We start from the raw sequence: 25,253 nt of genomic DNA, 5'->3' as shown, positions 1-25,253 counted from the left end.
GAGATGTTAGAGTTACTTGGAACCATCGGTGGAAACGTCCTGAGCTTGCCCGGCATACTCGGTCTGGCGCTGGGCATGATGACCCGCAAGCTGTGGCTGGGCGCGGCATTGGGCGGCGCAGTCGGCGTATTTGAAACGCTGGTTTTTGCGGGCTTCCAGTTTGCGCGTGTAGAGCCACTGGAACTGATCATCGCTATTGTGGTCGGCATCTGTGCAGGAAGCCTGGGCACTGCCATTCGCATCAAGGGCGCGACGGCCTGAAACACAGCCGGTTTCACCGTTTCGGTGGAACCGGCTTGTTACGTCGGGCCGGGCAGTTTCGTCACCAAGTCAATTGCTGTCTGCTTGTGTTTTCACGCCCGCTATCACCAATTCCGCGTCTCCGGGCAAGGACCGGAAGGCTGCGGGCAATGTGCGATCGGTGAAAAGCACGTCCTTTTCCGTCAACCCGGGCAGGCGCAATGCCGGGCTGGTCTGGGCCTCGTTGAATTTTGTTGAATCAACCGCCATGAAGGTCTGGTCAGCGATATCGGACATCGCGCGGGCCATGTCAGCTTCGCATTGATCATAGACCATGAAGCCCTTGCTGGGATGCACCAGTGATGCCGACAATATGGCCGTTCGGGCCGAGAACCCTGCGATGACGTCATAAGCGGCCCGGTCGAAAGCGGCGCCGTCGTGGTTGCGCAACTGTGTTCCCGCCATGAAGACCCTGTTGCCCTCTTCCATCGATAACGTGGCGGCGATGAAGGCCGAATTTGTCACCACCGTGAGGTTTTTGCGCGCGCGAAGTGCCTGAGCAATAAAGCCCGAGGTCGAACCCGTGTCGATGGCGATGGCCGAACCGTCCGGTATCCGCCCCGCAACGGCATCGGCTATCGCGACTTTGGCGGCGCGGTTCTGCGCCATGCGGGCCAGAAACGGTGGATCCAACACGTTTTGAGTGCTGACCAATGCACCATGCACCTTGGACAGGCTGCCTTTGGCGACCATCGGCTTCACGATTCGCCTTACTGTCTGGTCCGACACCTGGAGAATGCGCGCCAGTTCCATGACCGAAATTCGCCCATGCAGGTTTACCGTGCTGAGAATCTCTTGCTCGTATTTCGACATATAGCGCCGCGTTATTTGTTGATTTCATCAGGTTACTTGCAAGAATGACGCTGTTCAAGCGACTTACTTCAACACTTTTCAAACATTTATGTTGCTTTTTGTTGTTTTGAGATTTTTGATGACAGCATATCACCTGAAGTGAGTGGACGCATGACAACGCAGTCGGTCAGACATCTCATCATTGGCGGCGGCATCATCGGATGCTCCATCGCGTATCACCTCGCACGGTCCGGTGAGACGGATGTTGTTCTTCTGGAAAGGGCGTCCCTGACCGAGGGGGCCACCTGGCATGCGGCGGGGCTTGTCGGGCAGTTGCGGTCATCACGCAACACGACGCGGATGCTGAAACGGTCCGTGGCGCTGTATGATCGTCTGGCCGAAGAAACCGGGATGGAGTTCGATTGGAAGAAAGTCGGAAGCCTGCGCCTGGCGGCAACCAAAGAGCGGCTTCTGGAAGCCAAGCGTCTGGCGACAATGGCCCGCAGCTTTGATCTGGAGATGGAGATAATCTCGGCGGCAGAAGCCAAAGCACTGTTTCCCTATATCGACGCGAAGGGATTGGAAGGCGCGACCTTTATCCCCTCGGACGGTCATGTCGATCCCGCAGGCCTGTGTCAGGCAATCGCGACCGGCGCCCGGATGCACGGTGCCCGGATCCGCCAATCCGTAGAGGTCACCGATTTTGAAATCCATAACGATCGCATCACCAAAGTGATGACATCGGAAGGGGATTATGAAGCGGACACCGTCGTTCTGACCGCCGGAATGTGGAGCCGCGAACTGGCCGCCAAACTCGGGGTCGTTGTCCCGGCCTGCGCCGTCGAGCATCAATACATCGTAACAGAACCCCTGCCCGACCCCGATCTTGTAAAACGCCTGCCAACCCTGCGGGATCCCGAGCGGCTGGTGTATTACAAACCGGATGCAGGCGGGAGGCTTGTGATCGGCGGGTATGAGGACAACACGCTGCCGTTCGGCGACAGGGGCATTCCGGGCGCGTTTGTCCGGCAGTTGTTGCCCGACAACCTGGAGCGGTTTGCCCCCCTTGCCGAACTGGCAGGTCAGGTAACGCCGGTCGTCAACACGGTTGGACTCCGGCAGGTGATCAACGGCCCCATACCTTATTCCGCGGATGGCGATTTTGTCATGGGATGGGCGCCCGAGCTGCGAAACCTGATGCTGGCGACCGGATTTCTGTACGGCATCGCGGCAGGTGGTGGCGCAGGAGAGATGATCGCCGAGTGGATTGTCGACGGCCGCCCGAGCCTTGATCTGTGGCCTCTGGACGTGCGCCGGTTCAGTCCGCATCACGCCACGCGCGCCTTCATGTATCCCCGCGCGGTCGAGCATTACGCGCATCATTACAAGATGCGATATCCGGGGCAGGAGGCGGAAACGGCCAGAAACCTGCGTCTGTCGCCCCTGCATGAGCGGCTGAAACAACATGGTGCCGTATTCGGGTCCAAGAATGGCTGGGAACGGCCGCTCTGGTTTGCTCCGGCCGGTGTAGAGCCGGTGGATCAGTTGGATTTCCTGTCTCCGGGTTGGAAAGCCTATGCCGAGCAGGAACACAAGGCCGCGCGCGACGGGGTCGTTCTGATCGATCAAACCAGTTTTTCAAAGTTCGAACTGATCGGCCCCGGCGCGCTGGAGGCCCTTCAAAACCTCGCCGTTTCAAACATGGACAAGCCGGATGGCGCGGTGATCTACACCCAATTGTGCAATGATCGCGGCGGCGTTGAAGCCGATATCACCGTCACCCGATTGGGGCGGGAACACTTTTATATCGTGACCGGGTCCGGATTCGGCGTGCATGACGCGGACTGGATCCGACGTCACCTGCCCCGCGATGGGCGCGCGCAGCTGATCGAAATGACGTCGGCACGCGCCGTCATCAACATCTGCGGCCCCAAAGCGCGGGATGTGATGCAGGCCGTTGCGGAAGAAGACGTCTCGAACGTTGCGTTTCCCTTTGCAACGGCCCGAGAGATCACCTTGGGAACGGCAAAGGTCCGCGCGATCCGCATAGGCTATGTGGGAGAGTTGGGATGGGAACTGCATATTCCGACCGAGTTCGCCCTGCATGTCTATGACCTGCTTTGGCAAGCCGGTCAGAGCCACGGCATCCGCGACATCGGCTACCGCACGATCGAGTCCTTGCGGCTGGAAAAAGGCTATCTTTATTGGAGCGCCGACATCACTCCCGACTATTCGCCAATCGAAGCGGGCCTTGGCGCGCGGGTACATCTGAAATCCAAACAGGACTTCATCGGGCGACCGGAGCTGGAGGCGCAGAAAGCGAAGGGTCCCGACCGGCGGCTCTGTACATTCATCACCGACGTGCGGCTGCCGATCACCGGAGGGGAGACCATACTGCATTGCGGCAAAACAGTCTCGCTGGCGTGCAGCGGTGGCTATGGGTTTACCGTCGGCAAGAGCATCCTCTACGGTTATCTGCCTGCGGGACTGGCTGGTGGGTCAGATTTCGAAGTGGAGGTGTTCGGCGAACGCCACGCCATCCGCCGCGTGGACGGGCCGCTTTACGACCCGGCAAACAGCCGGTTGAAAGCCTGAGGGAGAGAGCGATGCAGAATGAACCAACAAATGAGATTATTCAGGCCCTTCGCAACGTGGCGGGGTTCGAAACCCTTGCCGAGGCGGACATTCACACCCAGCGGCTGGGCGGGTTGACCAATCTGGTCTATCGCGTCGAAGGCGGGCCAAGGACGGTGATCGTGCGCATCCCCGGTGAAGGCACCGAAGCCTATATCGACCGCGCAGTTGAAATCCACAACGCACGGGTGGCGGCGAAAACCGGGGTCGGCCCCGAAGTTCTGTGGGCAGACGCGGCATCCGGCGTGATGATCAGTGATTGCGTACCCGACATCGTCACGATGACACCCGAGATGTTTGCGACGCGTCCCGGGTCTGCCGCCCGAGCGGGTAAGGCGCTGAGACAGCTTCATGATGCCCCCGAACCGTTCAAGTTTCGGTTCGAGCTGTTTTCGATGATCAACGACTACATGAAGGTACTTGCGGACAAAAACGCTACCCTGCCAGAGGGTTACGCGGACGTCGTGGCCGAGGCGGCCCCGATCCGCGAGGTGCTGCGGGACAAACCCGGAGCATTGGTCCCGAGTCATTGCGACCCGCTGTGCGAGAATTTTCTGGATGACGGCCAGCGCATGTGGATCGTGGATTACGAGTATTCAGGCATGAACGATGCCCTTTGGGATCTGGGTGATCTGTCGGTCGAAGCCGGGCTGAACGACGAACAGGAACTGGAAATGTTGACGGCCTATTTCGACGGCCCGCCGAGCGAGGCTCAGATCGGGCGCATGGTGATCTACAAAGCCATGTGCGACCTGCTGTGGACGCTGTGGGGATTGATCCAGCATGCGGATGAAAACCCCGCCGAAGATTTCTGGGCCTATGCCACCAACCGGTTCGAGCGGTGCAAAGCACTGATGCTGGCCCCGTCCTTTGCGGCCCATGTGAAAGCCGTGGCCGAGGAGTAGGGTTTCATCCACGGCCGGATCCGCCCTAGATACCGGATGTTTCCTGCCTCGTCTCAGATCTTTGAGCCGCTTTCCATGGTGCCGGGATGCCCGGGCAGAACGGGCAGGGCAAAACACGGGATGCGCCTGGAGCTTAGATGTTTCCATTCGAAGCACGTTCGGGCGTCGGCTTCTTGCTGGTGCTCGGGTTGAGTCTGCCTTTCTGTCCGGTATCTCATGTCGGCCACGGCACTTTTGCACCTCTGTCAGCCTTGACGTTACGTCAGGCGCAGCCCTGCCTATCCGGTCGTTCGGCCGCCCTGAAACCTTGCCAACAAAGTCAACTTGAGACTTGAACCTTATGATTTCCAAGGAAATGCGCGTGACGACGTGGAAATTCTGAAGTAAACCGGTCAATCAATGTAACAAGTTAACAGTGCCGCCTGTTCCTGCTATGGATTCAGCATGAATACCTCTCTACTTTTGGATTATACATATACATTATGTATATGTATTAAGGGGAAAACAGGGGGACAGTTATGGAAGGAGTCGCAAGACAATGACGCGAGTCCTTGAGGCATCACCACGCATTTCAAAAGTCCTTCATCTGGCAGATCTGAATGACTATGCCACTCTGTTTCAGAGAGAGGGCGTAGACGACGAGATTCTGGACGAATTGACGGATCCGGAACTGCGTGATCTCGGGTTGACGGTTGGTGAAAGGAAGCGCTTTCGAAAGGCGCAGGCCAGGCTGAAATCGCAGGAAGCGTCGAAGCGGCCCGAAGTCCAGTCCAAGGCCGAGCGGCGGCAGCTGACTTTGGTTTTCTGCGATCTTGTGGGGTCGACCCGGCTGGCTCAGCGATATGATCCGGAAGACCTGATGCAGATCATGAACCTGTATCTGGATACGGCGATCGGCACCCTGAAACAGCACGGCTGCCATCTGGCCTATCGGCAGGGCGACGGCATCATGGTGTATTTCGGATACCCCAAGGCCATGGAAGATGATGCCGAACGGGCCGTACGAGCCGTATTGGAGACCATCGAGGCCGTTCAGAACCTTGAAAACGAGTTTGGAGAAAAGCTCGACCTGCGGGCAGGCATTGCGACCGGCATGGTTGTCGTGGGCGTCGTTTCTTCGAAAAGCCTGGGGTCTCAGGACTTTCTGGTGGGTGAAACGGCGAATCTTGCATCCCGCCTTCAGGGGCTGGCCGAACCGGGTGAAGTGATCATTTCTTCAGAAACCTGGAGGCTGACCCAGGGTGCCTTTGAATTCGAACCACGTGGCAGCCACGAGCTGAAAGGCTTTGACAATCAGCGCAAAGTCTATCGCGTGGTGTCGGAAATCATGTCCTCCAGCCGCTTCGACGCACGGGTGGGTCAATCTGCGGTCGATCTTGTCGCCCGGCATGACGATCTTTCAACCCTGACCCGGCTTTGGAACGAAGCGCAGAAAGGCTCGGGCCGGCTGGCGCTTGTCAGGGGGGCTGCGGGAATCGGCAAGTCGAGGCTGATCAAGTCACTGTCTGAATCAATAGGGGTCAAACCCTTTACATTGCAGTGCATCCCGCACCTGACCAGTCTTCCCCTGCACCCGATCGTAGGGGAACTGAGGCGCGTTTCTGGCGATAAATCAAATGACAGCATCCGGGCTGCGATTTCGGACTTCGTGCAATCGGCCTCACGGCTGAGTGACGCGGACTTGCCCGTTCTTCTGGATCTGGCAGGTGTCGAGGCCGGCGCCCCGACAGAATCCGACCCGTTGAAGAAGGCGCGCAAATCCCTTGACGTGATGCTGCGCAGTCTGGGCAGCCTGTGTGACAGGCGCGGCACGTTGTTGCTGGTGGTCGAAGACGTTCATTGGGCCGATGCAACCACGTTGGATGTACTGGATGCGCTTGCATCCGCCTTGAGCAACTTTCCGGTACTGGTGGTTCTGTCGCACCGACCTGAATACGAACCTCCGGAACATTTCGAGAGCCGAGCCGCGCGCATTGATCTGTCTCCGCTTGGCAACACCGAGGCATCCGAACTGGTCCGGCGCGTGGCCGAGCCGTACAGCTTGCCTGTCATCCTGATCAGGCAAATCATCGAGAAGGCGGATGGCGTGCCGCTGTATATCGAAGAAATGACAAAGGCGGTTCTGGACCAGCTGCCCCAGGATGCCCCGATCAATGCCGAGGTTCTGGATACACTAAGCGTCCCGGCCACCCTTCAGGACTCGCTGATGTCGCGTCTTGACCGAATGGAACATGCCAAGCCAGTCGCTCAGCTCGGATCGGTTATCGGGCGCAGTTTCACCGCTCAGATGATCCACGCTGTGGCGCATGAAGACATGGATGTGGAAAGCGCCCTCATGCAGCTTATGGCGGCTGGCGTCGTGCTGATCACCAGCGATTCAGGGTCGGCCACATACACGTTCAACCACGCGCTGGTTCAGGATACGGCCTATAATTCGTTGCTGCGGGAAGACCGGCAGAAGGTGCATCTGAAAATCGCCCGGGCCTTGCTGGACGGTCACAATGCATTCGGCAGTCCGGCCCCCGATACCGTCGCGCATCATTGCGATCTTGGCGGATTGAAGGATGAGGCCGTTGCGAATTGGGTCACGGCAGGTGAACTGGCGTTGTCCCGGCTGGCGAACCTGCCTGCGATTTCCGCTTTCCGGGCTGCCCTGCGCAACATCGGAACCATGAAGGCCAACGCAGATCGCGATGGCTTCGAGCTTCGGGTTCAGATGAATATTCTGCCCGCGTATATGGCGATCTACGGGTGGTCGTCCGATCAGGTCGGCGAAACTGCCGCCCGGGCGATGGAACTGGCCCAGACTTTGGGCGACGGCGAGACGCTTTTCGCCGCAACCTTCTGCCGTTGGACCCATTTCTTTGTTGCCGGTCAGATGAACCGCGCGATGGAAATGGGACAGGCGCTGGATATGATGGCCGGCATGACCGAAGACCCCGTCGCCAATGTGCTTGCGGCACGGGCCCTGAGCTTTACGCATTACTTCCGCGGGGAACTTGCGGAATGCGAACAACAGCTGGAGCGCGCATTCGCCCTGATCACGCCCGAGCTGGATATGGCCATGATGCCCATGACCCAGTCTTCTACGGCCGCGTCATTGCTGGCCATTCAGGGATGCCTGCTGTGGCAGCAGGGAAAGCTCGAAAAAGCCGAGGCCGCGCGCCTGGAAGCCATCGAGGTCAGCAGGCCGCTGAACCACGCACCCAACCTTGTCTACGTCATGGGCGCTTGCAGCATGTTCCTGCCCTATGCGGGGGAATGGGACCGGCTTGATGTGACGATGAAAGAAGCCAGAAAAGTCGCGGATGAGGAAGGGTTTCTTTACCTTCACGCGATGCAGGACATCTATATGGGTCTCGCGCAGGCCGGGAAAGGCGATATTGCAGGCGTTCCGGAACGCATCGAGGCATGCATGAACCTGATCTCCAAATCTGGTGGAAACTTTACTTTTCCACAGAATCAGATTGTTCTGTCTGAGTTGATGATTGATCACGGAGATGTTGATCAGGCTTTGGACCGGCTCGAAGCCGTCTGCATTCCCGGCTGGGAACGCGGCGAGATGTTGAACAAACCTGAATATCACCGTGTGCGAGCAAAGGCTTTTGCCGCAAAAGGGGACTTGGACGCTGCAATCAGCGAGGCGGAACAAGCGCTTTCGCTTGCCCGGGATTGCCGTGGAGTTGTTCAGGAGCAGCGGGCCCGTGATCTGCTGGACAGATTGAAAGAAGCAAAATGAACAAGATTGACTGCCCCGCCGAATTGGGCAGCAGCACCGAGAGGGATTTACAATGACCGATGCATTGGATTGGAACGAAGATCAGTGGAGCGCCGTGAACAAGGCCGTTCATGACGAGGCACTGCGCGCCCGGGTGGCCGCCAGTTTCCTGCCCCTGTACGGACCGCTGCCCGCTGACACGCAGTCCGTTCCGCTGAACAAGCTGGATCTGGTCGACAACTCATCTGGTGCATCCAAGCAGCGGCTTGACGTGAACGATTATGACACGCTGCGCCTTACCACCGTATCGGTGAACGTGTACCTGAAAGGCGCACAGGTGGCTGATCCGGAACTGACGGCTGCTCAGATCATGTTCCGCCGAGCGGCCGCCGTTGTGGCACGGGTAGAGGATGACATCATTTTCAACGGTCAACCCGGCACCGGACAGGCCCCCAAACACGCTGGCGGCGCGCCCGACTCATTGCCGCAGATCTATACGATCAGCGGCGGTGGCAAATATCCGGGATTGCTTGAAGCAGGCGAAGGCAAAACCAATTCCGCGACCAAAAAGAACTATACCGGAACCGAGGTTTTCGAGGCCGTCGTCGAGGGCATCAGCAAGCTGGAAACGCATGGCTATCTGGGCCCTTATGCCTGTGTGATGGGCAATGGTCTGTTCCGTGCGGTCACGACTCCGCTGCCGAATTCGATGGTGCTGCCGCGTGACAGCATTCTTCCGTTCCTGGACGGGCCGTTGCTGCGTTCCAGCACCCTGCCCGCGAACAAGGCAGTGCTTGTGTCCCTGCTGGGTGCACCGGTTGAAATCGTCGTGCCTTCGGATATCGCCGTGAAGTACCTGCAAACCTCTGCCGAGGGCGAGCACGTCTTCCGCGTGCAGCAGAAGTTCCATCTCAGGATCAAAGAAGCTGAGGCCGTCCGCACGATAACCTGTTGACCGGAGATCGGGTCGTGCGCGAGTTTACAGATCGGGGCGTTACCCTGCGTTGGTCCGAGGCGATCAACGCAGACGGTCTCAGTCGGGTACTGGTGGAAGCAGGTCCATCCGTGTCGTCGCATGACTCGCTACGTCTGATCTGTTCGGAAGAAGGCGGCCCCGAGCGTGCCATTCGCGGGTGGCCCGTGTTGCGAGACCCGCAAACCGGGTTTCAACAATTCGCAGCTATTTTGCCGTCCGTGACACAGGAAAAAACCCTGTCCTGGCGTCCGGTGCTGACGTCGGGAGGGCGCGAATATGATCCCGGGCCGGAAAAAGCAGTTCAACCTGCCGCACCGGAACCGACAAAAACCGCAGTGACGTCGCCGGTACTGGAACATGTTGCCAAATTTGTGGTGCCGTTCGAAAGCAGCTTTCACCCGTCGGGAGAAACACCGGATGGGATCTGGCTGCATTTCGCCATCAAAGAAGGTGGCACCGTCGAAGGCCCGCATCTGAAAGGGGTGATCGAACCGATCGGAGGAGACTGGATGCGCGTTCGGCCCGATGGCGTGGGGCTGCTTCATGCAAAGGCGCTTATCAGACCGTCCACCGGGAATGCTCCGATCCTGTTCGAAGATACGGGTGTGTGTGACTTCGGCCCGGACGGATATGCGGCCTTGGCCAAGGGCAATCTGCCCGCTTCGGCTCCGGTACGGCTTGCGCCGCGTTACCTGACTTCGAATCCGCATTTCAGCTGGATGAATCGGGTGCAGGGTTTTGGCATTGGCGAAGCCAGCCTGTCAGACATCACCCTGCGCTTTGACGTCTATTCCGCGAAAGGAATTCCCGATGCCTGACAAGGTTGTCATTCTTGGAGGCGGCGTGGCCGGAATGAGCGCCGCGCACGAACTGATTGAACGCGGGTTCGAGGTCGAAGTCCACGAACGCCAGCTGATCCCCGGCGGCAAGGCCCGCAGCATCCCCGTAATGAAGGGTGAAGGGGACCATGGCTCAAAAGCAAAACACATCAAGGCACTGGAGAAATGGGCCAAGATGGATGGGGCCAGTTATCCGCCCGGCGTGAAACGCCCCTGGCTGCCCGGCGAACATGGGTTCAGGTTCTTTCCGAACTTTTATCGGCATATCACCGACACGATGGCCCGCACGCCGTATTACGACAAGGGCACATGCTTTGACAATCTGGTCCCGACCACTCAGGTTCTGGTCAGCCAGTTCGACAAGCCCGGCATCATTGTCCCGGAACGGTTTCCTCGCACGCTCAAGGATGTCGCGGATGCCTTCAAGACCATTGCCTTCGCGCTGTCGCCGAGGGACCAGATTGCGTATGAGGATGTCGAACATTTTGTCGCCTGCATGTGGCGGATCGCGAGTTCTTGCAAGGAACGCCGGTTCGACGAATATGAACGGATCGGCTGGTGGGATTTCATCGGCGCGCAGGACCGTTCGGAAGCCTATCAGAAGTTCCTTGCCATCGGCCTGACCCGTTCGCTGGTGGCCGCCAAGGCCACGACGGCAAGCACGAAGACAGTGGGGGACATTGCGATTCAGCTTCAGCTGGGCATCGCCACGCCCGAGCCACACTGCAACAGGCTGCTGAACGGGCCCACCAATCTTGTCTGGATTCAACCGTGGCTGGATTATCTGACAAGCAAGGGGGTCGTGTACAATTTTGACTCCAAAGTCACCGGAATCGAGTGCCGGAACGGGCGGATTATCGGCGCGACAGTCGAACAGGATGGTAAAGAAAAGCAGGTCACGGGGGACTGGTTCATCAGCGCCATGCCGATTGAACGCATGGCACCGCTTGTGACCCCGGAAATGATGGCGGTTGACCCCGCACTTGCCAAGTTGCCCTTGCTGGCCAATGACGTGCAATGGATGAACGGCATTCAGTTCTATCTGACCAAGGAAGTTGAACTGACCCATGGCCACGTCATTTTCATCGACAGCCCATGGGCTTTGACGGCTGTGTCGCAAAAACAGTTCTGGCACCAGATTGATTTCGACAACTGGGCTGAAGGAAAGACCAAAGGCCTGCTGTCGATCGACATTTCCGAATGGGACAAACCCGGTCTGAACGGGAAGACAGCGCGAAATTGCAGCCGGGAAGAGATTGCAAGCGAGGTTTGGGAACAGGTCAAGCGCGGCATCAACGTGGATGGCCAAACCGTTCTGCGGGACGAGGATATGCATTACTGGTTCCTCGATCCCGATATCGTTCAAGACCCGAACGACCCCAAGCGTCAAAGCAATGTCGAACCCTTGCTGGTCAACCGTATCAACAGCTGGCGCTTGCGCCCGGACGCGGCCACATTGATCCCGAATTTCTTTCTGGCATCGGATTACGTGCGCACTTTCACCGACCTTGCCACGATGGAAGGGGCGAACGAGGCCGCGCGCCGTGCCGTCAACGCCATCCTTCAGCGCAGTGGATCGGATGCAGAGCCCTGCCAGATTTGGGATCTGCACGAGCCCGACATCCTCAAACCGCTGCGGGCCTATGATTACGCCCGCTATCAGGCTGGCCTTCCGTGGGACAACCGGTTCGCGGTCGCGGTCGAAGCCGCGCTGAAAATGGGTCAGGACACGGCAGGAGTTGATCGTGGCGGTGATGGCCCCCTTGCCGCCATAGGAGAACCGGCAACGGAATACTCAAAACCCGGCGGTATCACCGAGGAGCCAGCCATTGCCGAAGCGCTTCGAATGATCTGCCCCCCGAAAGAGCTGTTCGACCTCATCGCGAATTACGAGCCCACTGCCGATCTGCCGATCCCGGGGGATGAGTTGGCAGAAGATGTCGCGTATGATCTGGGTCGGGACAGCGGTCAATCAGGTGCCCTGTCCAGGGCCTTGCCCGTTTCGGATGCACCGCTTTCTGCTTTTGGCGCCGGTTCGGAACGATCCGGTGCGCGGGAAAACAAAAGTCGCGTGATCATCACCCAGAAGGGCTGAGCCTGTGAAACCCGGAACCGCGCATTTGGATCCTGCGGCGAAACAGGATTTTCTGAAAACCCTGACCTCCTACGGGGATCAGGCGCGCGAAACGCTGTTGGGCCTGTTGCCGACGGGTGAGCCTCAGGCCTATCTGTATGGCCCGATGCGCGATTACATCGAAACCTCGGGCAAGGGTCTGAGGCCTGCGCTGTTACTGGCGACATGCGAAGCCTTCGGTGGAAACAGCGAGAATGCGAGGGTCTCGGCCGCAGTTCTTGAGTTGCTGCACAATGCCTTTCTGATCCATGACGACATCGAAGATCAAAGCGATTTCCGGCGCGGGCGCGAATGTATGCACAAGCGGCTTGGGGTTCCCCTGGCGATCAATACCGGCGACGGGATGCAATCGCTGGCCCTGCGCCTGCTGCGTCAGAACCTGGGACCGTTGGGCCCGGAAACCGGTATGCGCGTGGTTGATGAGTTCGACCATCTGTTGCAGCAATCCATCGAAGGTCAGGCGTTGGAACTTGGCTGGATTCGCGACAATCGTTTGAACGTCGATGCATCAGATTATCTGAGGATGTGTCTGAAAAAGACCTGTTGGTACAGTTTCATTCACCCGATGCGCATCGGGGCCCTGATTGCACGGCCACATGATGTCGAGTCCGGTGCGCTTAATCTGGATGATTTCAATGCCTTTGGCTTTTTCCTGGGTGCAGCGTTTCAGATTCAGGACGACGTCTTGAATCTCGTCGGCTCTCAGGACAGTTACGGCAAGGAAATCGGCGGGGACATCTATGAAGGCAAACGCACGCTGATGCTGGGCCAGCTTGGCCTGAAGGCGGAAGAGCCCGAACAGGCACGGTTGGCCGAGATGCTGTCAAACCCACGCGATGCCCGGTCGACGCAAGATGTCGCCTGGGTGCTGGAGCGCATGAACCATTACGGCAGCATCCGCTATGCGCAAGACGCGGCAAATGATCTGCTGGCCTCGGCCCGGAGTGAGTTCGCGCGGGTGTTCGCGGGTACAGAAGACGCGCCGCGCGCGTTTCTGGGACAGTTCATGGACTATCTCGTGACCCGTCAGGTCTGAGCGCCCGCCACCTCGAAAATCACCACGACCGAGGTCTGGTCCGTTCCGGTACAGGCGATCCGGCCATGATATTCACCGGGTTCGGTGAGATCGGGTATAGTGACGGCAACAGCAACATCCGTTGCTTCCCCCGGTTCAAGCTGGATTTGTGGCGGGATCACATTGATGCGGTTGGCCGGCAGAATGTCGCCGTTCGGATTGGTCAGATCACCCGGTTCGAACTGCATCTGAACAGGGGCCGCGCCTTCCGGTGCTTCAAAGGACAGCAGAATGGTGGCGGTGCCGCCGGGATGACAGGTTTTGCGGCACCTGAACGGACCGTCCAGATGCTGCTGCGGGCCCCGTTCCCTGTCGAGCACGCGGCGCGCTATATCAGAAATCGGTTGATTGTCAGGCTGCGGAGCAATCGGGCTGACCGCCCGAGATGCACTAACATATGGTTTTCGTTCGAAATACGGCATGCCTAACTGTGCACGTGCTGTGCGGATCAGTAAATGGCAAATTCACGTTCTGCGATCAGAGTTCACTTCCCTTTCCAGACCGGGTCTCTTTTCTCGGCGAAAGCGCGCGCGCCTTCCAGTTGATCTTCGCTGGCATAGAGAACGTCCACGGTTCTGAGCTGGCGCTTGGTGATGCGATTCATGGCATCCTGAAACTTGGCATCTTCGGCATCGCGTACGATTTCCTTGATCGCGGCATAAACCAGGGGCGGTCCCGAGGCCAACAGCCGGGCCAGCTCCCAGGCGCGGTCCATCAGTTGATCCGCGGCGACGATCTCGTTCACCAGACCCCAGCGATTGGCTTCCTCTGCGTCGAACCAACGGCCGGTAAGCAGCAACTCCATCGCGATGTGGTAAGGGATGCGCTTGGGCAGTTTGACGCTGGCCGCGTCCGCGACAGTCCCCGAGCGGATTTCCGGCAGGGCGAACGTGGCGTGATCGGCGGCAAGGATCATATCGGCTGACAGGGCCAGCTCCAGCCCGCCGCCACAGGCGATGCCGTTGACGGCCGCGATCACGGGTTTGTTCAGGTCGCGCAGCTCTTGCAGGCCGCCGAACCCTCCGACGCCATAGTCCCCGTCTACCGCATCCCCGTCGGCCGCTGCTTTCAGGTCCCAGCCCGGACAAAAAAACTTCTCTCCGCCGCCCGTCAGAATGGCCACGCGCAGCTCTGGATCGTCGCGAAACGCGGCGAACACCTCACCCATCCTGCGGCTGGTGACAAGATCGATGGCGTTGGCCTTGGGCCGGTCCAGCGTCACCTCAAGGATCGCTCCGTCGCGGCGGGTTTTGATCGGGTCCATATCTCAGGCCTTTCTTATCAGTGCATCCACGGCAACGGCCTTGTCCGGCGTGCACAGGAGCGGGTTAATCTCGACCTCGCCAAGCGTGTCGGCATTTTGCATGACATAGGCCTGAACGGCGTCGACTGCGGCGATGATTGCATCCATATCAGCCGCCCGTTGGCCGCGATAGCCTGCCAAAAGCGGGGCGATTTTCAGTTTGCCAAGCGCGGCACGGATGTCCTCGGGCGCGCTTGGCACCAGCACCGACGCCGTATCGCGCAGGATTTCAGTCAGCACGCCCCCCGCCCCCAATGTCAGGACAAACCCATGCGCCGGGTCACGGACGACACCGACCAGCAATTCAACAACGGTTCCGGTGATCATCTCTTCGATCAGGATATCTTCGGTGCCGATGTCAGCGGCCACACTGGCCACGTCTTTGGTTTGAATGCCCAGCCGAACAGCGGCGTGTTCGGATTTATGCGCAAGCCCAACACCTTTCACGGCAAAGGGGGCTTCCATATCCTGCGCTGCTGCGAGGGCTGCCGCTGGCCCAGAAACCGTGCAGGTTCGGGGGATATGCAGGCCACATTCAGCCAGCGCCTGCTTCGACTCGCCTTCGGTCAGGGTTTGGGTCGCCTCAGCCGTTCCAGGCAACCAGACAGGATGCGCGGACGGGGACGAGATCTGACCAGCCGCGCAGGTGGCCGCCAGTGCCTCGCGCAGACCCATGAACGGAACGACACCACCGGCCATCAGGTCCTGCGCGACGTCTTCAGGCAGAAGTTCAGGCAGCGTCGCAACAATCGCAAACCGAGCACCGGTTTCGGTACGCACTCTCAACGCAGCGCGGGTCGCGCAACTCCAGTCAGTCGGATCCGTCGTCGGATAGTCGACGATCGAGAACGTCAGGTCGATGTCTTCACCCGTCATGCCCGACCATGCCTGTGCCATCGCCTCTTCGTCGCGCCAGATATAAGTGTGATAATCCAGCGGGTTGTTCAGCGCGACCATGGGGCCGAGCGCGTCGCGCAGACGCGCCCTTTTGTCATCGCTCAACTGCGGGAAACGCAGTCCCGTACCAACGGCCATATCCGCGATCAGGCTGGCCTCACCCCCTGAACAACTGATCGAAGCGATGCTGCCACCCGGCAGCGGTCCATAGCAGTGCAACAGTTTCAGCGTTTCAAGAAAGTCGGGCAACGCGGACAGGCGCGGGATTCCGAGCCGGTCCAAAAGGGCCTGTGCGCCCGCATCGCTGCCCGCAAGAGACGCGGTATGCGAAATGGTGGCCGCCTGCGCCTGTTCCGATGCGCCCACTTTGAGGGCGACCAGCGGGATGCCTTTGGAATAGGCCTTGGCGGCCAGCGCCTCCCATTGCCGGATGTCCTTGAACCCTTCGATATGCAGACCCACCGCGGTTACGCGCGGATCGTCGATCAAGGCCGAGGCGATTTCGGCCTGGCTGGTCTGGGCCATGTTTCCGCAGGCCATCATATAGGCGATCGGCAACCCACGTTTCTGCATGGTCAGGTTGATCGAGATGTTCGAGCTTTGCGTCAGGATCGCCACGCCCTTGTCAACCGGGGTCGCCCCGTGCTGGTCCGGCCACAACAGCGCCCCGTCCAGCGCGTTGATGAAGCCATAGCAATTCGGGCCAAGAATGGGCATGTCTCCGGCTGCGGCAATCAGTTGATCCTGCAAGTCCCCACCGGTGTCATCTTCGGCAACGGCCTCGGAAAAGCCCGAGGCAAAACACACCGCCCCGCCTGCGCCCATACTGGACAGGACACGAACGGCCTCGATGGTGGCGTGGCGGTTGATACCGATGAAAACCGCATCCGGGGCTTCGGGCAGGTCTTCGATGTGGCCAAAAACCCTGTGGCCTGCAATTTCCGACGCTTTGGGATGCACCGGCCAGATTTGGCCGGCATAGCCCATGCGTTCGGATTGCAGAATAACCTGCTGGCACCACGCGCCGCCGCCGATGACGGCGATGGTTTTCGGGCGCAGCAGCCGGGTCAGGTCTTTGTTCATGGTCAGGCGCCCAGGGGACGAAGAAGATCGCGGCTGATGATGTGGCGCTGGATTTCGCTGGTGCCGTCCCAGATGCGTTCGACCCGGGCATCGCGCCAGAACCGTTCGATCGGGAAATCGTCCATCAAGCCCATCCCGCCGAAGATTTGCAGTGTGGCATCCGTAACCCGCGCCAACGTTTCCGAGGCATAGAGCTTGGCCGAGGCGATCTCGCGGTTCGATGGAAGGTTTTGATCCAGACGCCATGCGGCGGCGAGTGTCAGCCAATCGGCGGCATCAATTTCCGTGATCATGTCGGCGATCTGGAAGCCAACGCCCTGAAACTTGCCGATGGGCTGGCCGAACTGCTTGCGCTCGGCCGCATAGTTCAGCGCATAGTCAAAGCAGCGCCGTGCGCGCCCGACCGAGAATGCCGCAACCGTCAGGCGGGTTGCATAAAGCCATTCATTCATCACGGCAAAGCCGCCATCGACCTCGCCCAGAACCTGTGCGTCGGGCAGACGGCAGTTGTCGAAATACAGGATGTAGTTCTTGTAGCCCTTGTGGCTGACCGAGTTGTAGCCCTCGCGCACTTCGAACCCCGGCGTACCGCGATCCACCAGGAAAGTGGTGATGCGCTTTTTAGGTCCTTTGGGGGTTTCGTCCACGCCGGTCGCGATGAAAACGATGAAGAAATCCGCATGTTCCGCGCCCGAGATGAAATGCTTCGATCCGTTGACAACCCAGTCGCCGCCATCGCGCACCGCCTGGCATTTCATACCACGCACATCCGACCCCGCATCCGGTTCGGTCATCGCCAGGGCGTCCATCTTGTCGCCACGTACGGCAGGCAGAAGATAACGTTCGCGCTGTTCGTCGTTGCAGGCCATCAGGATGTTCTGCGGGCGCCCAAAGAAATGCGTCAGTGCCATTGATCCACGGCCAAGCTCGCGCTCGACCAAGGTGAAATCCAGATGAGACAGGCCCGCACCACCGACTTCCTCGGGGAAGTTGCAGGCATAAAAGCCCAGATCGATACATTTCTGCTTGATCTGCTCGCCCAGCTCAGGAGGCACGGTTCCCGAGCGCTCGACCGCGTCTTCATGCGGGTAGATTTCGTTTTCAACAAAGCTGCGGACCGTCGAGACGATCATTTCCTGTTCTTCTGTCAGACCAAACTGCATGGCGCGTGTTCCCTGGATCGGTGGTTGACCAACCAAACGCCATCACTCATGGTCACGACATGCAGAGTTGATACCTGATCATGCCAAATTCGAATTTTTTGACGCGACAATACAACATTCTGCTCTTCAACGGGTTTTCGAACCATTGCCTTGCAAACATGGTCGAACCGCTCAGGGCTGCGAACAACCTGTCGAGGCAGGTTTTGTATTCGTGGTGTTTCTGTTCCATTGACGGAGACCCCGTTCAAAGTTCCAGCGGCCTTGTCGTTACACCGAATGGTTCAATCTCTGACCAGCAAGGCGATGTTCTGGTGGTCATGCCGTCTTATGGGTATCGCAAGCTGGACACGCGATCGACCACCCGTACCGTGCTGGATGCTGCCAAAAAACACCGGCAAGTGGCCGGATTGGATACCGGCAGCTGGCTGCTGGCCCGCGCCGGTTTGCTGGATGAGCACCGGGCAACCATTCACTGGGACGAACTTTCCCGGTTCGAAGAAAGCTTTCCGGCCGTGGATGCGGTGCAGGAACGTTTTGTCATCGATGGCAACAGACTGACCTGTTCCGGAGCGATGGCCGCGTTCGATCTGGCCTCGGCCCTGATCCGCCGGGATCACGGGCCTCTTTTGTCCATGGAAGTCGGGTATCTTCTGATGAGCCGAAATGGGCAGGATCATTACCCTTTGCCTCTGAAATCCGAAGACACTTTGGTCAATCGCGCACTGGCTGTCATGCAGGCGAACCTTGAAACACCTCTTTCGATCAGGGAATTGGCCCGCAAGATCGGGTGTTCGCAAAAGCGGATCGAAATGCGTGTTCAGGCGGAACTCAAAACCACGCCGCAAGCGCTGTATCGCCGGCTGCGGCTGAACCTTGCACGCAATCTGGCAGAAGATACCGAACAATCCATCGCCGAAATCGCCGGTCGTTGCGGATATGAAAACGCCAGCGCCATGACGCGGGCATTCAAGGCAGAATTCGGCCAGACGCCGACTGCGTTTCGCCACCGAAGCCTGTAGGACGGCTGAAGGGGATGCGCATGGCGATGCCCGCTTACCTCAAGAACCAAGGAAAACCACGGAGGTTATTCCAGCGAGACCCACAGCACCTTGGCGTCTTCTTCGCTGGTCGAAATACACCCATGCCCCATTCCGCTGTCATAATAGAGCGAGTCACCGGCCTTCATTGGCAAAGGGCGGTAGTGTTCAGACACGAAGATGAGTTCACCGCTGAGCACATACATGAATTCTTCTCCGGAATGTCGGATCCACGTCTCGAATTCCGACAGGTCGCGCGCCTTGATTGTCGCGATATAGGGCAGCATCCGCTTGCTGGTCAGTTCAGGGCAAAGCAGTTCATGCAGGTAAGTGGGCGTATCCTTGATTTCCCCCTCGCCTTTCGGAGTAAAATCACGGCGGCCTGAAATGCCGGATTGACCCGACTGAAGAAACAACTGCGGCGTGCTCATATCCAGGGCCTGAGTCAGACGCCGTACAATGTCAAAGCTTGGCTTTGTCTGGTTGTTTTCGATCTTGGACAGCGTCGAGCGCCCGATACCCGCAGCGCGGCCGGCTTCTTCCAGAGTCCACCCTTTTGCGCGCCGCGCATCGCGGATGGAGCGGCCCAGAGCCTCACCTTCACCCAGATCTTCCTGTCCGGAAACATCATTTCGGCTTTCGTCGCCCATTGAATTCCCCCTGTTTTATCAAAGGTTACATGCCTCCCGGTATATACGCAACTTCTTGAATAAGAGATTTTTGTTGCCTAAAGCGCATTAATTCCCCTATAGGAAACAAAGTTTCGTACTGAGGATTCGGGGCAAATGGAGGAGACCATGTTCAAAACGTCGCTGATTGAGGCAGATCCCGTCATTGCCGCGTCCATCTCACGCGAGGGAGAGCGTCAGGCGGAGCAGATCGAGTTGATCGCCTCGGAGAACATTGTCTCGAAGGCCGTGATCGAAGCGCAGGGCTCGGTATTGACCAACAAATACGCCGAAGGCTATCCGGGCCGCCGCTATTATGGCGGCTGCGAATATGTTGACGAGGTCGAAGTCGAGGCCATCGAACGCCTCAAGAAACTGTTTGGCTGTGAATACGCCAACGTACAGCCCCATTCAGGCGCACAGGCCAACGGAGCCGTCAAGCTGGCGTTGCTGAGCCCGGGCGATACCATCCTGGGCATGTCGCTGGACGCCGGTGGCCATCTGACCCACGGCGCAAAACCGGCGCAGTCCGGCAAATGGTTCCGGCCCGTACAGTACGGTCTGACCGATGCAGGGCTGATCGATTATGAACAGGTCGCCGAATTGGCGCGGGCGGAAAAGCCCAGGATGATCATCGCAGGTGCGTCGGCCTACTCGCAGAAAATCGACTTTGCCAGGTTCCGCGAAATCGCGGACGAGGTTGGCGCATGGCTGCTGGCCGACATGGCTCATATCGCCGGGTTGGTGGCGACCGGCCTGCACCCTTCGCCTGTAGGACACGCACATGTCGTGACCTCGACCACGCACAAGACCCTGCGCGGGCCTCGTGGCGGCATCATCCTGACCAATGACGAAGCCCTGGCGAAAAAAATCAACTCGGCCGTATTCCCAGGCTTGCAGGGCGGCCCGCTGATGCACGTCATCGCAGGCAAGGCGGTGGCCTTTGGCGAGGCACTCAAGCCTGAATTCAAGGAATATATGCAGCGTGTCGTTGACAGCGCATCGGCCTTGGCAAACGTCATGATGGCGCGCGGATGTGACATCGTTTCCGGCGGCACCGAGAACCACCTGATGCTGGTCGACCTGCGCCCGATCGGCGTGACCGGCAAAGACGCCGAAGCCGCGCTCGAGCGGGCCGGCTTTACCTGCAACAAGAACAGCGTTCCCGGAGATCCGGAAAAACCCACCATCACCAGCGGCATCCGTCTGGGCACCGCCGCCGGGTGCAGCCGTGGCTTTGGCCCGGAAGAGTTCAAGCAGATCGGCCATCTGATCGGTGATGTTCTGGAGGCGCTCGGGCAGTCTCCTGACGGGAACGAAACCGTCGAAAAGGAAACACGCGAACAGGTTCGCGCGCTCTGTGCAAACTACCCGATCTACTGAAAGAACGTGAAATGAATACCTACGACCTCATCGTTATCGGGGGTGGACCGGGCGGCTATGTTGCCGCGATCCGCGCGGCTCAGCTGGGGCTGAAGGTGGCCTGTGTCGAAGGGCGCGGCGCACTGGGCGGTACCTGTCTGAACGTCGGATGCATCCCCTCCAAAGCGTTGCTGACCTCCTCGGCCAAATTTGCCGAGCTTGCACATCTCTCCTCCCATGGCATTGCGGTCGAGGGGGCCAGCATTGATGTCGGCGCGATGATGGGGCGCAAGGACAAGATCGTCGGTGATCTGACCAAGGGCATCGCGTTCCTGTTCAAGAAGAACGGCGTCGATCTGATCGAAGGCTGGGCCAGCATTCCGGCCCCCGGTCAGGTCAAGGTCGGCGACAGCGTATACGAAACAAAGACCATCCTGATCGCGACCGGATCCGAGCCGACCTCTCTGCCGGGGATTGAAATTGATGAGCGGGACGTCCTGAGCTCGACCGGCGCAATTGCGTTGCAGAGCGTTCCGGATCATCTGGTGGTGATCGGTGCAGGTGTCATCGGTCTGGAACTGGGGCAGGTCTGGGCACGTCTGGGCGCCAAGGTCACTGTGGTCGAATATCTGGATCGCGTTCTGCCCGGCATCGATGGCGAGATCGCCAAGCTGGCGCAGCGGGCGCTGTCTAAACGCGGTTTGAAGTTCCACCTGGGTCGTGCCCTCAAATCGGTTGAGAAAACCGCGGCTGGCCTGACCCTGACCGTGGATCGCGTCGGCAAGGACAAGCAAGAGGTGATCGAGGCCGACAAGGTTCTGATCGCCGTCGGACGCCGCCCCGTCACCCGCGGGCTTGGGCTGGAAGAATTGGGCGTGGCCGTGAACCCGCGTGGTTTCATCGAAGTCGATGAAGCATTCCAAACGTCTGTGCCCGGCATCTATGCCATTGGCGACTGTGTGCCCGGCCCGATGCTGGCCCACAAGGCCGAAGAGGACGGCGTTGCCTGTGTCGAGATGCTGGCCGGCGAAGCCGGTCACGTCGATTACAACACCGTGCCGGGTGTGGTCTACACCGATCCCGAAGTGGCTTCGGTTGGTCAGACTGAAGAAGCGCTGAAAGACGCCGGCGTCGAATACGTTGTCGGCAAATTCGCCTTCATGGCCAACTCGCGGGCACGTTCGACGGGTGAGACAGATGGCGCAGTCAAGGTTCTGGCCGGTTCCGACGGCGAGATCCTCGGAGCCCATATCTGTGGTGCCCATGGCGGCGATCTGATCGCCGAGTTGGTACTGGCCATGACCAAAAGCGCGACCGTCGCCGAGGTTGCAGCAACCTGTCATGCGCACCCGGCGATGGGCGAGGCGGTCAAGGAAGCCTGCCTCGATGCCATGGGCCGCGCAATCCACGCATAACGAGGGACAGCCAGATGACCATCCAGCTTCGACCACGCCACCCGGAAAAGGCCAAGAAGGCCGACAGCGTGATCCCGCGCAAGCCTGCATGGATTCGCAAGAAAAAAGGCGACAGCGCCGCGTATTACGAAACCCGGCGTCTGATGCGCGAGCACGATCTGGCAACGGTCTGCGAAGAAGCGGCCTGCCCCAATATCGGCGAATGCTGGTCCAAACGCCATGCAACCATGATGATCATGGGCGAGATCTGCACGCGGGGCTGTTCGTTCTGCAATGTGGCCACCGGCCGCCCCGATGCGCTCGACGCGTTCGAACCCGGCCGGGTTGCGGCGGCGGTCAAGAAGCTGGGCCTGCGCCACGTGGTGATCACGTCGGTTGATCGGGATGATCTGGCCGATGGCGGGGCCGAGCATATCGCCCGGACGATCCGCGCCGTACGCCATCAGAACCCCGGCACCACGGTCGAGGTTCTGACCCCCGACTTCCTGGGCAAGGGCGACGCCGCAAATATCGTCTTTGACGCCGCGCCGGACGTGTTCAACCACAACCTGGAAACCGTCCCGCACCTGTATCCGGCGGTTCGCCCCGGCGCGCGCTATTATGCCTCGCTGCGGCTGCTGGACGATGCCAAACGAGCAAACCCCGAGATTTTCACCAAGTCGGGGCTGATGGTGGGCTTGGGTGAAACCCTGAACGACGTGCGTCAGGTGATGGATGATCTGCGCGCGGCACATGTCGATTTTCTGACGGTCGGGCAGTATCTGCAACCGACCCCGAAACACCATCCGATTGACCGGTTCTGGTCGCCCGAGGAGTTCGCCCAACTGGAGCAGATCGCACGTTCCAAGGGCTTTTTGCACGTGTCAGCCACGCCGCTGACCCGTTCGTCGTTCCACGCCGACGAAGATTTCACTGCCCTCAAGCAAGCCCGCCAGCGGGCCATCGCGACCGGGGCATAAACCAAACGCAAATGGGAGGGAAACCATGGAAGCGTTGAATTCAATCGTAGGGGCCATCAATGGCGTCGTGTGGGGGCCGATGATGCTGGTCCTCATTCTTGGCGTCGGCTTCTTTCTACAGGTCGGGCTGAAATTCATGCCGATCCTGCGCATCGGCACGGGCTTCAGCCTATTGTTCAAAGGCCGTGAAGGGCAGGGCGAAGGGCAGATCAGCCCGTTCAACGCGCTGATGACCTCGCTGTCGGCAACCATCGGTACAGGCAACATCGCCGGTGTGGCCACTGCTGTCTTCCTGGGCGGTCCAGGCGCCTTGTTCTGGATGTGGATGACCGCCCTGGTGGGCATGGCCACCAAATATGCCGAAGCCGTTCTGGCGGTGAAATACCGTGAGAAAGACGAATTGGGCAACTATGTCGGGGGCCCGATGTACTACATCAAAAACGGTCTGGGCGCGAAATGGGCCTGGCTGGGTGTTGCATTTGCCCTGTTCGGCGCGGTTGCTGCCTTCGGCATCGGCAACGGTGTGCAGGCCAACGGTGTGGCGCAGGTCCTGGAATCCAATTTCGGTCTCAACACCTCGGTCACGGGCGTTGTTCTGATGGTTCTGACCGCAGCTGTCATCCTGGGCGGCATCACCCGCATCGGTGCCGTTGCCGGTAAGCTGGTTCCCTTCATGGCCGTTGCTTATATCATCGCAGGCCTGCTGGTTCTGCTCATCAACATTGGCAACATCGGACATGCGCTGTCACTGGTCTTTACCCATGCGTTCACCCCGTCCGCCGCAGAAGGTGGTTTCGCGGGTGCAGCCGTCTGGGCCGCCATCCGCTTTGGCGTGGCACGTGGTGTGTTCTCGAACGAGGCCGGTCTGGGTTCTGCGCCAATCGCACACGCAGCGGCTGAGACCAAGGGTCCGGTCAACCAGGGTCTGATCGCGATGCTGGGGACGTTCATCGATACCATCATCGTCTGCTCGATCACCGGTTTGGCAATCATCGCGTCGGGGGCATGGACATCGGGTGAATCCGGTGCGGCGCTGACCAGCCATGCGTTCGAATTGTCGCTTCCGGGTATCGGTGGGTATCTGATCGCCATCGCTCTGTCGATCTTTGCCTTCACCACCATCCTCGGCTGGTCGTTCTACGGCGAGAAATGTGTCGAGTTCCTGCTGGGTGTGAAATCTCTGATGCCCTACCGCGTTCTATGGATCGTCATGATCTACTTCGGGGCAACTGCAGATCTGGGCTTCATCTGGCTGCTGGCAGACACGCTGAACGCCATGATGGCCATCCCGAACCTGATCGCCCTGGCGCTGCTGAGCCCGATCGTCTTCAAACTGACGAAAGAGTTCTTCGCCTCGGGCGGCAAGTCCGAAGAGCCGGGCGGCACACCTGCCGAATAAGCTCGGCCCCACCAAAACGGGGGGCCAACCCGGCCCCCCGCCTTAGACATAGAATTCCATATCTCGAGGAGAGACGTGATGGCCACGAAAATCCTGCTGCCCATTGATCACACCGACGACCGCTCGTGGAAACTGGCCCTGCCGGTCGCGCTGGAGCAGGCCAAATTCTACGGCGCCGAACTGCATGCGGTTGCCGTCATCCCCGAGATCATCCAGCTGCCGAACCTGCCCGCCAACTATGGTGCCGGCGCCAAAGACCACGTGCGGGGTGCGGTTCAGGCGATTCTGGATCATGCCAAGGCTTCCGACGTGCCGGTTCATGTGGAAGAAGGCAGTGTTTACCGCGAAATCCTGAAGCTTGCCTACAAGGAAGGCTTTGATCTGATCGTCATGGCATCGACCAAGGGCGATTTCCCGAACTACGAGATTGGCCCGAACCTGGCCCGTGTCGTGCGCAATGCGCATTGCACTGTCATGGTCGTTCGCGACCAGTCCCGCTGATTGAAAGGTTGAAGAAATGACCACACCGAAGCGCACGCCCTTGTATGACCTTCACGTCGCACTTGGCGGCAAGATGGTTGATTTTGCTGGGTG

The 25,253-nt window shown here is 59.2% G+C and carries 20 protein-coding genes; 14 read left to right on the top strand and 6 right to left on the bottom strand.

Annotation, left to right across the window (positions count from 1 at the left end):
• Positions 1–3: 3 nt before the first annotated feature.
• A complete protein-coding gene (locus tag AC2FFD_RS12920; RefSeq protein ID WP_170345501.1) occupies positions 4–261 on the top strand; it encodes a hypothetical protein in 258 nt (85 codons plus the stop codon).
• A gap of 69 nt (positions 262–330) precedes the next feature.
• Here the strand turns inward: AC2FFD_RS12920 and AC2FFD_RS12915 are convergent, their stop codons facing one another.
• Positions 331–1,113, bottom strand: a complete 783-nt coding sequence (locus AC2FFD_RS12915) for a DeoR/GlpR family DNA-binding transcription regulator (protein WP_496873258.1) — start codon at positions 1,111–1,113, stop codon at positions 331–333.
• A 150-nt stretch (positions 1,114–1,263) separates the two neighbouring features.
• On the opposite strand from AC2FFD_RS12915, the gene AC2FFD_RS12910 reads away from it, so the two are divergent.
• The 7 genes from AC2FFD_RS12910 to AC2FFD_RS12880 all read left to right on the top strand — a co-directional run bounded on the left by AC2FFD_RS12910 (position 1,264) and on the right by AC2FFD_RS12880 (position 13,334).
• On the top strand, positions 1,264–3,687 hold the full coding sequence (locus AC2FFD_RS12910; RefSeq protein ID WP_496873257.1) for a GcvT family protein: 2,424 nt from the start codon (positions 1,264–1,266) through the stop codon (positions 3,685–3,687).
• Between the two features lie 11 nt (positions 3,688–3,698).
• Positions 3,699–4,631 (top strand): phosphotransferase, encoded by a 933-nt coding sequence (locus AC2FFD_RS12905; protein ID WP_496873256.1) that lies wholly within the window; start codon positions 3,699–3,701, stop codon positions 4,629–4,631.
• A 538-nt stretch (positions 4,632–5,169) separates the two neighbouring features.
• Positions 5,170–8,370: an adenylate/guanylate cyclase domain-containing protein gene (locus AC2FFD_RS12900; RefSeq protein ID WP_496873255.1), complete on the top strand. Its 3,201-nt coding sequence runs from the start codon at positions 5,170–5,172 to the stop codon at positions 8,368–8,370.
• Between the two features lie 52 nt (positions 8,371–8,422).
• Positions 8,423–9,304, top strand: a complete 882-nt coding sequence (locus AC2FFD_RS12895) for an encapsulin (protein ID WP_170345506.1) — start codon at positions 8,423–8,425, stop codon at positions 9,302–9,304.
• A 14-nt stretch (positions 9,305–9,318) separates the two neighbouring features.
• Positions 9,319–10,143: a DUF3237 domain-containing protein gene (locus tag AC2FFD_RS12890; RefSeq protein ID WP_496873254.1), complete on the top strand. Its 825-nt coding sequence runs from the start codon at positions 9,319–9,321 to the stop codon at positions 10,141–10,143.
• Positions 10,136–12,259, top strand: a complete 2,124-nt coding sequence (locus tag AC2FFD_RS12885) for a hydroxysqualene dehydroxylase (protein WP_496873253.1) — start codon at positions 10,136–10,138, stop codon at positions 12,257–12,259. Before AC2FFD_RS12890 ends, AC2FFD_RS12885 begins: the two co-directional genes overlap by 8 nt.
• Positions 12,260–12,263: 4 nt before the next feature.
• The gene (locus AC2FFD_RS12880; RefSeq protein WP_480836835.1) at positions 12,264–13,334 is read left to right on the top strand and encodes a polyprenyl synthetase family protein; all 1,071 of its coding nucleotides are present in this window, start codon (positions 12,264–12,266) and stop codon (positions 13,332–13,334) included.
• Here AC2FFD_RS12880 and AC2FFD_RS12875 read toward each other — a convergent pair.
• From AC2FFD_RS12875 to AC2FFD_RS12860, 4 genes are all read right to left on the bottom strand, one after another.
• Positions 13,325–13,693, bottom strand: a complete 369-nt coding sequence (locus AC2FFD_RS12875) for a hypothetical protein (RefSeq protein ID WP_496873252.1) — start codon at positions 13,691–13,693, stop codon at positions 13,325–13,327. The genes AC2FFD_RS12880 and AC2FFD_RS12875 overlap by 10 nt on opposite strands.
• 164 nt (positions 13,694–13,857) lie before the next feature.
• Complete coding sequence (locus AC2FFD_RS12870; protein WP_170345511.1) at positions 13,858–14,637, bottom strand: carnitinyl-CoA dehydratase; 780 nt, start codon at positions 14,635–14,637, stop codon at positions 13,858–13,860.
• Between the two features lie 3 nt (positions 14,638–14,640).
• Complete coding sequence (locus AC2FFD_RS12865; RefSeq protein WP_496873251.1) at positions 14,641–16,656, bottom strand: acetate--CoA ligase family protein; 2,016 nt, start codon at positions 16,654–16,656, stop codon at positions 14,641–14,643.
• A gap of 2 nt (positions 16,657–16,658) precedes the next feature.
• Positions 16,659–17,819 carry an acyl-CoA dehydrogenase family protein gene (locus AC2FFD_RS12860; RefSeq protein WP_496873250.1) on the bottom strand — a complete coding sequence of 387 codons (1,161 nt, stop codon included), beginning with the start codon at positions 17,817–17,819 and terminating at the stop codon, positions 16,659–16,661.
• 80 nt (positions 17,820–17,899) lie between these two features.
• Here AC2FFD_RS12860 and AC2FFD_RS12855 point away from each other — a divergent pair, with 80 nt between their 5' ends.
• A complete protein-coding gene (locus AC2FFD_RS12855) occupies positions 17,900–18,838 on the top strand; it encodes a GlxA family transcriptional regulator (protein WP_425079517.1) in 939 nt (312 codons plus the stop codon).
• 65 nt (positions 18,839–18,903) lie between these two features.
• Here AC2FFD_RS12855 and AC2FFD_RS12850 read toward each other — a convergent pair whose 3' ends face one another.
• Positions 18,904–19,506 carry a helix-turn-helix domain-containing protein gene (locus AC2FFD_RS12850; protein ID WP_224856755.1) on the bottom strand — a complete coding sequence of 201 codons (603 nt, stop codon included), beginning with the start codon at positions 19,504–19,506 and terminating at the stop codon, positions 18,904–18,906.
• A gap of 147 nt (positions 19,507–19,653) precedes the next feature.
• Here AC2FFD_RS12850 and glyA point away from each other — a divergent pair, with 147 nt between their 5' ends.
• The 5 genes from glyA to AC2FFD_RS12825 all read left to right on the top strand — a co-directional run bounded on the left by glyA (position 19,654) and on the right by AC2FFD_RS12825 (position 25,160).
• Entirely contained in the window at positions 19,654–20,907 is a 1,254-nt protein-coding gene (gene glyA, locus AC2FFD_RS12845) for a serine hydroxymethyltransferase (protein ID WP_496873249.1), read from the top strand.
• Positions 20,908–20,918: 11 nt separating this feature from the next.
• Positions 20,919–22,301, top strand: a complete 1,383-nt coding sequence (lpdA, locus tag AC2FFD_RS12840) for a dihydrolipoyl dehydrogenase (RefSeq protein ID WP_496873248.1) — start codon at positions 20,919–20,921, stop codon at positions 22,299–22,301.
• Positions 22,302–22,315: 14 nt separating this feature from the next.
• Positions 22,316–23,260, top strand: a complete 945-nt coding sequence (gene lipA / locus AC2FFD_RS12835) for a lipoyl synthase (RefSeq protein WP_496873247.1) — start codon at positions 22,316–22,318, stop codon at positions 23,258–23,260.
• A gap of 25 nt (positions 23,261–23,285) precedes the next feature.
• Positions 23,286–24,659 carry an alanine/glycine:cation symporter family protein gene (locus AC2FFD_RS12830; RefSeq protein WP_170345519.1) on the top strand — a complete coding sequence of 458 codons (1,374 nt, stop codon included), beginning with the start codon at positions 23,286–23,288 and terminating at the stop codon, positions 24,657–24,659.
• A 78-nt stretch (positions 24,660–24,737) separates the two neighbouring features.
• The gene (locus AC2FFD_RS12825) at positions 24,738–25,160 is read left to right on the top strand and encodes a universal stress protein (RefSeq protein ID WP_171635830.1); all 423 of its coding nucleotides are present in this window, start codon (positions 24,738–24,740) and stop codon (positions 25,158–25,160) included.
• Positions 25,161–25,253: the final 93 nt, after the last annotated feature.

The organism is Ruegeria sp. YTSC002, assembly GCF_059609845.1.
This window is presented reverse-complemented; position numbering and strand designations above follow the sequence as displayed.